General features: G+C 43.2%; 14 protein-coding genes. 6 read left to right on the top strand and 8 right to left on the bottom strand.

Going from position 1 to position 12718, the window contains the following annotated elements; translation table 11 throughout:
• Positions 1–77: 77 nt before the first annotated feature.
• Complete coding sequence (locus L1D11_RS08380) at positions 78–425, bottom strand: ArsC family reductase (protein ID WP_004741664.1); 348 nt, start codon at positions 423–425, stop codon at positions 78–80.
• A 206-nt stretch (positions 426–631) separates the two neighbouring features.
• On the opposite strand from L1D11_RS08380, the gene L1D11_RS08375 reads away from it, so the two are divergent.
• A complete protein-coding gene (locus L1D11_RS08375; RefSeq protein WP_004741665.1) occupies positions 632–919 on the top strand; it encodes a helix-turn-helix domain-containing protein in 288 nt (95 codons plus the stop codon).
• A 49-nt stretch (positions 920–968) separates the two neighbouring features.
• On the opposite strand, the gene L1D11_RS08370 is transcribed toward L1D11_RS08375, so the two are convergent.
• Together L1D11_RS08370 and L1D11_RS08365 are read right to left on the bottom strand one after the other, a co-directional pair.
• Entirely contained in the window at positions 969–1301 is a 333-nt protein-coding gene (locus tag L1D11_RS08370) for a DUF4156 domain-containing protein (RefSeq protein ID WP_239833562.1), read from the bottom strand.
• A gap of 12 nt (positions 1302–1313) precedes the next feature.
• Positions 1314–1658: a DUF2956 domain-containing protein gene (locus tag L1D11_RS08365; protein ID WP_239833563.1), complete on the bottom strand. Its 345-nt coding sequence runs from the start codon at positions 1656–1658 to the stop codon at positions 1314–1316.
• A 110-nt stretch (positions 1659–1768) separates the two neighbouring features.
• Between L1D11_RS08365 and L1D11_RS08360 the strand changes: the two genes are divergently transcribed.
• The 4 genes from L1D11_RS08360 (at position 1769) to L1D11_RS08345 (ending at position 5849) form a co-directional block, all read left to right on the top strand.
• On the top strand, positions 1769–2230 hold the full coding sequence (locus L1D11_RS08360; protein ID WP_239833564.1) for a DUF2919 domain-containing protein: 462 nt from the start codon (positions 1769–1771) through the stop codon (positions 2228–2230).
• 65 nt (positions 2231–2295) lie between these two features.
• Positions 2296–3219, top strand: coding sequence for a Dyp-type peroxidase (locus L1D11_RS08355; protein WP_171369452.1), 924 nt, complete (start codon positions 2296–2298; stop codon positions 3217–3219).
• A gap of 121 nt (positions 3220–3340) precedes the next feature.
• On the top strand, positions 3341–4474 hold the full coding sequence (locus tag L1D11_RS08350; protein ID WP_239833565.1) for a flagellin: 1134 nt from the start codon (positions 3341–3343) through the stop codon (positions 4472–4474).
• A gap of 241 nt (positions 4475–4715) precedes the next feature.
• Complete coding sequence (locus L1D11_RS08345; RefSeq protein ID WP_239833566.1) at positions 4716–5849, top strand: flagellin; 1134 nt, start codon at positions 4716–4718, stop codon at positions 5847–5849.
• Between the two features lie 553 nt (positions 5850–6402).
• Here L1D11_RS08345 and crr read toward each other — a convergent pair.
• From crr to cysZ, 5 genes are all read right to left on the bottom strand, one after another.
• Complete coding sequence (crr, locus tag L1D11_RS08340) at positions 6403–6912, bottom strand: PTS glucose transporter subunit IIA (RefSeq protein ID WP_004737851.1); 510 nt, start codon at positions 6910–6912, stop codon at positions 6403–6405.
• Between the two features lie 106 nt (positions 6913–7018).
• Positions 7019–8743 carry a phosphoenolpyruvate-protein phosphotransferase PtsI gene (gene ptsI, locus L1D11_RS08335; RefSeq protein WP_239833567.1) on the bottom strand — a complete coding sequence of 575 codons (1725 nt, stop codon included), beginning with the start codon at positions 8741–8743 and terminating at the stop codon, positions 7019–7021.
• Between the two features lie 136 nt (positions 8744–8879).
• A complete protein-coding gene (locus L1D11_RS08330; RefSeq protein WP_004734263.1) occupies positions 8880–9137 on the bottom strand; it encodes an HPr family phosphocarrier protein in 258 nt (85 codons plus the stop codon).
• Between the two features lie 301 nt (positions 9138–9438).
• Positions 9439–10407 carry a cysteine synthase A gene (gene cysK, locus L1D11_RS08325; protein ID WP_239833568.1) on the bottom strand — a complete coding sequence of 323 codons (969 nt, stop codon included), beginning with the start codon at positions 10405–10407 and terminating at the stop codon, positions 9439–9441.
• 224 nt (positions 10408–10631) lie between these two features.
• On the bottom strand, positions 10632–11390 hold the full coding sequence (gene cysZ, locus L1D11_RS08320) for a sulfate transporter CysZ (protein ID WP_239833569.1): 759 nt from the start codon (positions 11388–11390) through the stop codon (positions 10632–10634).
• 228 nt (positions 11391–11618) lie between these two features.
• Here cysZ and zipA point away from each other — a divergent pair, with 228 nt between their 5' ends.
• Complete coding sequence (gene zipA / locus L1D11_RS08315; RefSeq protein ID WP_239833570.1) at positions 11619–12686, top strand: cell division protein ZipA; 1068 nt, start codon at positions 11619–11621, stop codon at positions 12684–12686.
• Positions 12687–12718 lie beyond the last annotated feature (32 nt).

Genomic DNA, 12718 nt, shown 5'->3' with positions numbered 1-12718 from the left:
TCAACGCCTTGTTATCTGTTCTAATATTGCTTATTGCTTATTGCTTATTGCTTATTGCTTATTGCGTAAATTGCTGATTACGCAAAAATAGCTGCGTATTGGTCAGCTTTAAAGCCAATGTGAAGTTTGCCATCGACTTTCAAAATAGGGCGCTTGATCATCGCTGGTTGTTCAACAAGCAGAGTGATTGCCGTTTGTTCTGTTAACGTGTCTTTTTGCTCTTGAGAAAGCTGACGATAAGTCGTGCCACGTTTGTTTAGTACTAGCTCCCAGCCAAGTTCTGAACAGAAGCTTGTTACCAACTCCTCAGTGATGCCTTGTTTGCGATAATCGTGAAATTCGAACTCGATACCTTCAGCTTCGAGCCATTTCTTTGCTTTTTTAATCGTGTCGCAATTTGGGATACCAAACATTGTGATAGTCATTATTCTTCCTCTGGGTGATTTTCTTTCATTGTTATGAGTTGAATCCTATCAGGAAGCGGCAATTCAGACAAAATAGAGTGAGGAATATTTCATTGAGCGAAAAAAAAACAGTAAGAAAATGTCACTATTGGAGACTTATTGATCAGCCTCAACATGTTGTCAGCGAAAAAAGAAATAATTGAGTTGCACATATATAGGAGGTGTCAATGGAGTTGAGTCCTGTTTTTGCAAGGCGGCTATATTTAGCATTGTTAGTTGAAAGCCTTGATAGGCCAAATGTGCCTAAACTCATCGAAAAAACGGGTTGGCCTCGTCGTACTATTCAAGATGTACTCAAGGCGTTACCGGGGATCGGTATCGAACTTATGTTTGTTCAAGATGGGCGACGTCATAATGATGGCTATTACCAGTTATCCGACTGGGGACCATTTGACAGTCAGTGGGTTCTCGAACGAAAGGGCGATATAGCAACAAGCCTTGGATTTAGTGCATAAGCCAGCGAAAGCTGGCTTTCTTTTTGGGGGCGGCTAAAAGAGAGGCTAACTACTTACAAAGATAAGCGGTACCAAGCATGGTAACTGAAGTGGAAAAATCTTGAGGTAGGGTAAAGATGACCGTATCTGCACCAAGCTGGATCGCGTTGGTTTTAAGCTCATTCATCGCACCCTGAATCAAGGTATCATTCGGGTAAAACAGGTAGCTGTACCAATGGCCTTCGCTACCAGTGACTTCCCCTTTATACTCACACTGGTCGATATTAATGATGCCGTGATAATCCATTCTCACACCGTCTGCCTCGTCATGAGGTACTGAAGTGGGTGTGGTACACCCCAACAGCATGCTACTCACTGCTAGTGCCATCCATTCCTTTTTCATAAGTTTGTCCTGTTATTGCATCAAATAAATCGCAAAACCTACCCAGCTCGCGATTAATAGTATCCATGGCAATTTACTTGAGTGATTTGATGTCGCTTCAACACTCGATGTTGCACTGTGCTCTTGTTCTATAGCCGCTTGTTGAGTTTGCTTTTCTTTTTGTACGCGTTTCTTTGCTTTATCTGCTTGGCGGTTGCGTTCTTTCTGTTGTTTCTTGTAAAGCGCGATGCCTTTCTCAATACCCTGAGCAATCAATTTGGTTTGTTCTTTGGTTTGAGCTGGCCTTTGAGTCGCTTTGGCTATCTTCAGTGCCTCTTGTTGAGATTCAACAGATGGTGTATTAGTTTTCTTTTTCATACTGAGTTCGATAATTAAAAACGTATTAACCAATAAGATAACGTAAACCTAACTAAGTATGAATGATTTGCGTTAAAGTGTTGGTTTGAAAACAAGTGAAAGTGAGATTTGTGCGGTACTCCATAGAACAATACGACAAGCACGGCTTCTTAAAGGCACCAATCTTATTATGGTTAGGTTGGCTGTTTCTTGCGAAAGCTCTCGTCGTTTTCATCGTTGCAGGTGCAAGTAGAGAGTCGGGAACCGATATTCTCGAGATCATCTATCCGGATCATCACATGTTTTATGTTGGGATTGCCTTGAGTGTCCCTAGCTTGTTACTGATGTGGTTATTTGGGCTAAGATCTCCAGAGAGAAAGCGCCTCAATAAAGTGGTGTCATGGGGACGTTGGGTGACCATGGCTGCTATTTTAGCGCAGGCCTCCCATACGATTTATTTAATCTATTTGGATAACGGTTGGTTCCGTTGGTCAAATGGTCTGACTTTATTGTTGCTGCTGTGGTTAGCGCTTTATCTAACCAATAGCCATGCAGCACGGGATTGCTTTAAAGTGGTTGAGCACGAAGACTGATTCTCATCAAAACATTTGTCCCATTCACAATTATACTTAGAAGCTAAAACTGGAAGGAATAATCTATGCTTAATGTCTCAAATGAGCAGCCTAACGTTCAAAGTGCTATTTTGCCTGAAGCTGGGCCTTTTGCTCTTTACGTTCAACTGAAAGTGAATGCTAATACTGCTAATGTATTATCTGAAATCCAAAAGATTCCAGCGCTAATTGAAGAGCTAAACCAAACTCAACCAGATGCGAACCTGACGGCTTCAGTTGCGTTCTCTAAGGCGTTTTGGGACAAGTTCGAGCAAGCAGCTCCAACTGACTTGATTGACTTCCCTGCGCTTGGCGAAGGCGATGTTACCGCACCTAGCACGCCAGCTGATGTGTTAATCCATTGCCATTCAAACCGACACGATCTGCACTTTTTCATCTTACGTAAATTGCTATCTGAAGTAGCGGCAGACGTTGAAGTGGTTGATGAAACTTACGGTTACCGCTTCCTAGATTCTCGTGATATGACGGATTTCGTCGACGGTACTGAAAACCCGAAAGACGCACAACGCGCAGAAGTGGCTATTGTTCCTGAAGGCGAATTTGCAGGCGGTAGCTACGTGATGGTGCAGCGTTTTGTTCATAACCTTCCAGCTTGGAATCGATTGAATGTATCGGCGCAAGAAAAAGTGGTTGGTCGTACTAAGCCTGATTCAATCGAGCTCGATGATGTTCCAGCTGCGTCTCACGTTGGTCGTGTAGATATCAAAGAAGAAGGCAAAGGCCTTAAGATCGTTCGTCACAGCCTACCTTACGGCACGGCAACGGGTGACCATGGTCTACTGTTCATTGCTTACTGTAATGTTCGTCATAACTTTGATGCGATGTTAGAGAGCATGTACGGCGTAACCGATGGCAAAACAGACCAACTGCTTCGCTTTACTAAGGCAGTGACAGGTGCTTACTACTTTGCTCCTTCAACTGAGATGTTGAGCGCATTAACGATTAAGTAAGTCGTCTCAAAAAGAATAAACAAAGGGAGCCTCAGGGCTCCTTTTTTATTAAAGCTTTATCTGAATTGGTCGATATAAAAGCAATCATAAGTGTAATTCATCTTTTTGTACGTGAAGGTCTATGGCTATAACTGTTAATACTAATGTCTCAGCGTTGGTGGCTCAGAGGAATCTCTCTAATGCCAATAATATGCTGACCCAATCTTTGGAGCGCTTGGCTTCAGGGAGTCGTATTAATAGTGCCAAAGACGACGCTGCAGGTCTACAAATCTCCAACCGTCTAGAGGCGCAGATGAGTGGTATTGATGTCGCTGTTCGCAATGCGAATGATGGTATATCCATTATGCAAACTGCCGAAGGCGCGATGAACGAAACCACTAATATCATGCAACGTATGCGTGACCTGTCACTGCAAGCGAGTAATGGTTCGAACAGTCAGTCGGAAAGAACGGCCATTCAAGAAGAGATCACCGCACTAAACGATGAGCTGAATCGTATTGCAGAGACCACTTCTTTTGGTGGCAAAAAACTCCTCAATGGTAGCTTTGGTAGCACGTCGTTTCAGATTGGTGGCAGCTCAGGCGAGGCGGTGCAAATCGGTCTCAAAAGCATGCGTACCGATGACATCAACATGGGCGGTTTTAGTTATGTCGCGAATGGCATGGCCAATGACTCGTGGGCAGTGAAATCAAATCAAAATGATATGACGATGTCGTTTACCGATCGTTTTGGTCAGCCTCAAGAGATCAACATTAATGCGAAAGTTGGCGACGACATTGAAGAGTTGGCGACCTACATCAATGGTCAAACGGAACTGGTCTCAGCTTCGGTTAATGATGATGGACAGCTTCAGATTTACATGTCTGGTGAAGATACTTCAGGCACCATCTCTTTCTCTGGTTCACTCGCTAGTGAGTTGTCGATGTCGGCGGGTTACTATGAATCGGTGAATGACATCAATGTTACGGATGTGGGTGGAGCACAGCGTGCTGTCTCTATTTTAGATACTGCGATGAAGTATGTGGATAGCCATCGCTCTGAACTAGGTGCAATGCAAAACCGCTTTGACCACGCCATTAACAACCTTGAAAACGTTCATGAAAACTTGGCGACTTCAAACAGTCGAATCAAAGATACCGACTACGCCAAGGAAACCACTCAAATGCTAAAGCAGCAAATTCTGCAGCAAGTGAGCACCACCATTCTGGCTCAAGCGAAGCAAGCGCCAAATCTTGCTTTAACCTTATTAGGTTAATAAAAACACAAAACCTCGCTCGACTGACTTCTCGACAACTTTAGCGTTTTTCTTATCTTTTTTTGATAATTTTACTACCAGTCACGCTTTCCTATCCTTTATCGCTATTTCTTTAATTTTATTGTTTTTTTCCTAAAGGTTTCGCCAATTACGCCGTTATTAAAAGTAACTTTGAGAGAACTACTTGGTTTTCCGAGACGTCGGAAACCGCAATACCGGAAAATCAATTGGAGAAATCACCATGGCAGTGAATGTAAATACCAACGTTTCAGCGATGACTGCGCAACGTTACCTAAACAACGCAAACAGCGCACAACAAACATCAATGGAGCGTCTAGCTTCTGGCTCTAAAATCAACAGCGCAAAAGATGACGCTGCGGGCCTACAAATCTCTAACCGTTTGAACGTTCAGAGCCGCGGCTTAGACGTTGCTGTTCGTAACGCGAACGATGGTATCTCTATTGCACAAACCGCTGAAGGTGCAATGAACGAGACAACCAACATCCTGCAACGTATGCGTGATCTTTCTCTACAATCTTCAAACGGCTCAAACTCAAAAGCTGAGCGCGTAGCGATTCAAGAAGAAGTAACAGCACTGAACGACGAGCTAAACCGTATCGCGGAAACGACGTCTTTTGGTGGTAACAAGCTGCTTAACGGTACTTACGGAACACAATCATTCCAAATCGGTGCGGATAACGGCGAAGCGGTAATGCTGAACCTGAAAGATATGCGCTCTGATAACGCTCAGATGGGTGGTAAGAGCTACCAAACTGAGAACGCTAAAGACAAAGACTGGAACGTACAAGCGGGTTCAAACGACCTAAAACTGTCGTTCACAGATAACTTCGGTCAAGCACAAGAAATCGATATCAGCGCAAAAGCGGGCGACGACATCGAAGAGCTAGCAACCTACATCAATGGTCAACAAGATTCTGTCAAAGCGTCTGTAACTGAAGACGGCAAGCTACAAATGTTCACTGGTAACAACAAAGTGAGCGGCGATGTGTCTTTCTCTGGCGGTCTTGCAGGTGAGCTAGGCATTCAAGCAGCTAAAGACGTAACGGTTGATACTATCGACGTAACATCTGTTGGTGGCGCACAAGAGTCTGTAGCGGTAATCGATGCAGCACTTAAGTACGTAGACAGCCACCGTGCAGAGCTGGGTGCTTTCCAAAACCGTTTCGACCACGCTATCAGCAACTTAGATAACATTAACGAGAACGTTAACGCATCTAAGAGCCGTATTAAAGATACCGACTTCGCGAAAGAAACGACTCAGATGACTAAGTCTCAGATTCTTTCTCAAGCTTCAAGCTCGATTCTTGCTCAAGCGAAGCAAGCACCGAACTCGGCACTTAGCCTACTAGGTTAACCGATTGAAAGGCCGCGTTGACTATAAGCATGGTTGATCATAAGTGTTAACGTTAGGCTTCCACAAATTAGCTCGTGGTGAGAGATGAGCGCTAAACAGACCCAGCTTCGGCTGGGTTTTTATTGCCTGCGATTTGGCGAAGGTGTATTTGGAAAAGTGTAATGTTGGTAAGCAGGAGCAAAAGCGAGACTCCCTATCATGGCCGTTCCTCATTGTAGGGAGTGGCGATTATAAGGTGGTATTGCTCTATTGTTTACCTAAATCGAAGTCTTTAGCGTCATCCCAGAATCTAGTGGAACGAGATATCAGGGAGCTGTTGCATCTTGTGAACCACACTAAGTGACTTAACATTAAGTTCCAATGTCGAAAATGGAATGAATGCCGTTTAATAAGAAAGTAGAGTGGTACCAAGGGTTGGTTTTACTGAGGGAGGCTAGTAGAGCTTGTTGGTGTTGCAGATTGTATTGTGATTTAAGGAGCTAGACAAATATGACAGGCACAAAAAACGCCACCCTTAGGTAGCGTTTTAATTAAAGTAGATAAATAATCGAGATTACTTAGTTACTTTAAGAACTGGAGTTTCGCCAACAGTTACAGAACCAGAAAGCTTGTTCAGCTCCTTGATTTCGTCCATGTTAGAGATAACAACTGGAGTAAGCGTAGACTTTGCTTTCTCTTCTAGAAGCGCTAGGTCGAAAGTGATGATAGTGTCACCAGCTTTAACAGATTGACCTTCTTCAGCTACGCGAGTGAAGCCTTCGCCTTTAAGTTCAACAGTATCGATACCGAAGTGAACGAAAAGCTCAACACCGTCGTCAGACTCGATAGAGAATGCGTGGTTAGTTTCGAAGATCTTACCGATAGTACCGTTAACTGGAGCTACCATTTTGTCGCCAGCTGGTTTGATCGCGATGCCGTCACCAACGATTTTCTCGGCGAAAACTACATCTGGCACATCTTCGATGTTTACGATTTCACCAGAAAGAGGTGCGATGATTTCGATTGCACCAGCATCAGCGCTGTCATCAGATACAAGCTTTTTCAGTTTGTCAAACAGACCCATTGTGTCATGCTCCTAACGTTTAGTTTTATTCTGTAGAATATACTATACCAATCTAACAAATTAGACGACTATTTTTAGCCGTCTAACTTTATTAAGAATTTGGCGATTACTGAGATTTCTCAGCGATGAATTTTTCTACGCAAGCTTCAATTTCAGCAGCTGTAGGTAGAGATAGTGCTTCGTCAGCCATAGCTTTAACTTCTGCGAAGTTAGAGTTACGGATTACTTTCTTAACTTTAGGGATAGAGATGCCGCTCATAGAGAACTCATCTAGGCCCATTCCAAGAAGAAGAAGTGTTGCACGCTCATCACCAGCAAGCTCACCACACATACCAGTCCACTTACCTTCAGCGTGTGATGCGTCGATCACTTGCTTGATTACTGTAAGAACAGCAGGAGATAGCGGGTTGTATAGGTGAGAAATCATTTCGTTACCACGGTCTACCGCAAGAGTGTATTGCGTTAGGTCGTTAGTACCGATAGAGAAGAAAGATACTTCTTTCGCTAGGTGGTGTGCGATTGCAGCAGCTGCTGGAGTCTCAACCATTACGCCGATTTCGATTTCTTCATCGAAAGCTAGGCCCTCAGCGCGAAGTTCAGCTTTGTACTCTTCGATTGCTTGTTTCAGTTCACGGATCTCTTCAACAGAAATGATCATTGGGAACATGATACGCAGTTTACCGTGTGCAGATGCACGTAGGATACCGCGTAGTTGGTCACGTAGGATTTCACGACGATCCAAGCTGATACGTACTGCACGCCAGCCTAGGAAAGGGTTCATCTCTTGTGGAAGATCCATGTATGGAAGATCTTTATCGCCACCGATATCCATAGTACGGATGATCACTGACTCACCGTTCATTGCTTCAGCTACTTCTTTGTAAGCAACGTATTGCTCTTCTTCAGTAGGAAGTGCGTCACGGTCCATAAATAGGAATTCAGTACGGTACAGACCAACGCCTTCACCGCCATTACGCAGGATACCGTCACAGTCTTTCACTGTACCGATGTTGCCGCAAACTTCTACACGGTGGCCGTCTAGAGTTTCAGCATGCAAATCTTTTAGTTTTGCTAGTTCAGCCGCTTCTGCTTCGAAATCTGCTTTGATTTTCTTAGCTTCTGCTAGTTCAGCTTCAGAAGGGTTGATGATGATCTTGTTGTTCATCGCGTCTAGCACAAGCATGTCGCCGTTCTTAACTTGCTTAGTGATATCGTTAGTACCAACGATAGCGGGAAGCTCTAGAGAACGTGCCATGATTGAAGTATGAGATGTACGACCGCCGATGTCACAAGCGAAACCAAGAACGTAGTCTAGGTTGATTTGTGCAGTTTCAGATGGCGTTAGATCGTAAGCGACTAGGATAACTTCTTCGTTGATGTCTGATAGAGACACAATGTTGATGCCTAGAGCATTTTTAACGAAACGAGTACCGATATCACGGATATCAGTTGCACGTTCTTTTAGGTACTCATCATCAAGAGATTCAAGCGCACAAGCTTGCTCTTCGATCACAGTGTGGATCGCGTTGTCTGCGTGCATTTTGTCTTTCTTGATGAGTGCTAAAATCTCTTCTTCTAGCTCTTCATCTTCAAGCAGCATGATGTGGCCTTCAAAGATTGCTTCTTTTTCTTCGCCAAAAGTTTCAAGTGCTTTTTGCTTTACAACTTCAAGTTGTTGAGAAGATTTGTTACGAGCGTCAAAGAAACGCTGAACTTCTGCTTCAACTTGATCATCTGAGATAGATTGAGTGTTTAGGACAATTTCATCTTCTTGAAGTAGTAGTGCTTTACCGAAAGCAATACCAGGAGATGCTAGGATGCCTGAAATCATAGCCTTACCTTAGTTGTTCAACTGTAAACGGGAGAATGTGTGACTTTAAGTCGTCGACTAATGCCGCGCTTATTGCTATCTACTTCGAACAAAGCCACTTTGCTATGCAAAATGGCTTTGAAAGAAGGAGACCGTATTAGTGTAGTTGATCCATAAGAGCAACTAGGTGGTCTACGGCTTGCTGAGCTTGAGGGCCTTCAGCTGAAATAGTAACGTTAGTACCTTTCACTAGGCCTAAAGTTTGTAGTTTGAACAGGCTTTTCGCGCTAGCGCTTTTGCCGTTAGAAGTCACTGTGATGTCAGCGTCGAAAGATTTTGCTTCTTTAACGAACTGTGCAGCTGGACGAGTGTGAAGACCGTTTTCTGCTGTGATTTCTACTTGCTTCTCGTACATTTTTATACCCCAATTAATTTATTTTTTGTAAGTTTGTAACCAGATTAGCTTAACTGCTTTAGCCTAAATGCGCTAGAGAGTAGTACGCCATGTTCGTGTTAGAACTTAGACTGGTTATCAATTTTTATCCAGCCATGGTCATCTTTTTTTGAGTACTCATGACTTTCAGAATTTGCTTATTGCTTCTTTTATTTTGAAGCGAAAAATAAAACAGACCCGATATTACCAAAGGTGGGGCAGGGATCAACAAAAAAGCCCCTAAACGGGGCCTTTTTGGACGAAAAATTGATTTGACCACATATTATTGTTGGTTCTCTTTTTCCGTAAAGATGCCAGCAAATAGGGCTGTACTTAGGTAACGCTCACCAGAGCTTGGCAGTACGGTAACGATATTTTTTCCTGCAAATTCAGGTAGTTCTGCGATTCTGTTCGCTGCTACAACTGCCGCGCCAGATGAGATACCTGCAAGAATACCTTCTTCTTTCATTAGGCGTTGAGCCATCTCAATCGCTTCTTCAGAAGTTACCGATTCAACACGGTCAATAATCTCTAAATCTAGGTTTCCAGGGATGAAACCTGCACCGATACCTTGAATTTTGTGTGGAGCTGGTTTGATTTCTTCGCCTGCAAGTGCCTGTGCAATCACTGGAGACTCCGCTGGTTCAACCGCTACTGAAGTGATCGCTTTACCTTTTTCACCTTTAATGTAACGACTTGTACCAGTGATAGTACCGCCAGTACCAACACCCGCAACAAACACGTCGATTTCGCCGTCTGTTGCTTCCCAAATTTCAGGACCAGTCGTCTGCTCGTGAATCTGTGGGTTAGCTGGGTTGTTGAACTGTTGTAGTAATAGGTATTTACTTGGATTTGAAGCAACAATCTCTTCTGCTTTTGCAATTGCACCATTCATGCCTTTTGGTGCTTCAGTTAACACTAAATTTGCGCCAAGCGCTTTAAGCAGCTTACGACGTTCTAGGCTCATTGACTCAGGCATAGTTAGCGTTAGTTTGTAACCTCGCGCTGCTGCTACGAATGCAAGTGCAACACCTGTGTTACCACTAGTCGGTTCAACAAGCTCGATGCCTGGCTTAAGTTTACCTGCTTTTTCTGCTTCCCAGATCATGTTTGAACCGATACGACACTTAACGCTGAAGCTTGGGTTGCGAGCTTCGATCTTAGCTAGGACGTTACCTTTGCTTACTTTGTTAAGGCGGACAAGAGGTGTGTTACCAATCGTTAGTGTGTTGTCTTCGTAGATCTTGCTCATGCGATATTCCTTCATTTAATGACAGAACTAAACGTAGTATATCAATCATTTTACCGTCTAGTGTCTTTCGATGTTTGTTCAGCTTGAATTTAGATTAAACAAGTTGAAAAAAAGGTAAAAGGACTAAAAAGTTATATCATATAGAGATGTAGTAAAATTTACGCCTATCTTTATTGAAATCAGAACTTCAAAAAGATAGGCAAAGCTAGGAAGTGTAAGCAGGGTTATAGACGAGAACGTTGAACTTGCTCTTTAAACTCAGCAACCCACATTGCCGTCGCGCCGCAAACGGCAACGGGCATTACGATGAGGTTAAGAACGGGAATTGTGGTGAACACTGAAACAAGTGCACCAAAGCTATAGCTTTTACCTTGTTTTTGTTTCAAATTGTTTCTCATGTCATCGAACTTGATTTTATGGTTATCGAATGGGTAGTCGGCGTATTGAATCGCTAACATCCATGCTGTGAAAATGAACCATAAAAACGGTGCAACGGTTTGCCCTAGTGCTGGAATTAACAAAAGTAGGAATAAACCGATCGCTTTTGGCAGAACGTAGACAAGCTTGCGCCATTCTCTCGCTAATATACGCGGGGTATCTTTTATAACATCAAGTAAACCATCGTCATTGACTTTTTTGCCACTAAGTAACTCTTCGACTTTTTCTGCTAGCAAGCCATTGAAAGGTGCCGCAATGAAGTTAGCGAGCGTACTAAAGAAATACGAGAAAGTGGCCAAGACGGTTAACATAAGTAATGGCCATAAAATATATGACAACCACGACAAGAAGCTTGGCAATGCACCAATCCAACCCTCAATCCAAGTGTTTAGGTTGGAGAAGATATAAAATAAAGCACCACCAACGAGTAACACGTTTGCGATAAGTGGCATGAGTACAAACTTACGAATGCTCGGTGATAAAGCAATTTTTATTCCGAAAATAAAATAGCCAAAGCCGGAGCGGGGAACAGGTTCAATAGTCATATTTAAATTAGCTCACATGTGAATTTGGTTAAATAGCAAACATGTATAGTGTACTCGACCGAAATTAAGAAAAAAAGCGTGGTGAAAATCACACCATGTAAGGAACTAATTGTATTAAGTTGTTCTAAAACAGTGGCTACTTTTGATAGAGTAGTGAGATTAGCCAAATTAACCCAACTTAGTGACAGCGTGTTATAGCTAGTTGACTAAGAAAGCTGAGAGCGAAAAATGCAGGAATTGCGATTTGTACTCATTATTGTTGGCGCATTAGCTATCGCCGCATTATTGTTCCATGGTCTATGGACGAGTAAAAAAGAAGGGAAAGCAAAGTTTGGTGATAAGCCGCTTGGTAAGCTTGATAACGACAGCTTAGATGAAGCCGAAACTATTCCAAACCGTTCATTTGCCCCAGAAGATGGTTTTGAGATAATCCGAAAAGAACGTAAAGAGCCGGATTTTGTTGTTTCACCATCTGAAATCGATCCTTTGATCGATTCAGATCCGCTAACAGCGCCGCAATCGAAAGAAGTTTACGAAGATGACATCGAATTGAATGAGCTTCCTTCTTTTAGCGTCGAAGACCCAATTACGGTTGAAAGTGAACCTGAAGTGATTGTGGAAGAGAAGGGTGTTGAGCCTGAAGTTCAAAGCTTTGAGTTGACTGACGAACAAAAAGAAAATCATGCAGGTTTTAAAGAGCAGTACGGCTCTTTTGAAGACGTTGAAGCCGAACAAGTTGCTGAACCAATAGTCGCAAGCGAGCCAGTGGTTTCACAACAAACTTTTACTGCAAGTGAACCATTCGCAGCTAAAGAGAGTGTTGCTCCACAAGCAGCAGCTCCTGTTGAAGAAACAAAGCAAGATGAAGAGTTAGGCTTAGAGGTTATTGTCCTTAATGTTCACTGTGCCGGAGAGATCCCGTTCGTTGGAACTGAACTTTTCCGCAGCATGGAAAACAACGGCCTAACTTATGGTGAGATGTCTATTTACCACTGCTTTGCACAATCAGCTGACGAGCCTAAGGTTATCTTCAGTGTCGCAAATATGATGCAGCCTGGTACTCTTGAGCATGATGATCCTGCTGACTTTACGACCAAAGGTATTTCATTCTTCATGACGCTACCTTGTTACGGTCAAGCTGATCAAAACTTCAATGTGATGCTGAGTGCAGCACAGAAAATTGCCGACGATATGGGCGGAAACGTATTGGATGAGTCACGTAACTTAATGACGCCAAATCGTTTATCTGACTATCGCAAGCAAATCCGAGACTTTATGACGGCGACGAATGCTTAGCCGTATTGTTTAGCCTTGTAAATAATCTATAT

The sequence above is a fragment of the Vibrio sp. Isolate32 genome, assembly GCF_022397955.1.
GTDB lineage: Bacteria > Pseudomonadota > Gammaproteobacteria > Enterobacterales > Vibrionaceae > Vibrio.
The sequence above is the reverse complement of the archived record's forward strand: the minus strand, read 5'-3'. Positions and strand labels throughout refer to the sequence as shown.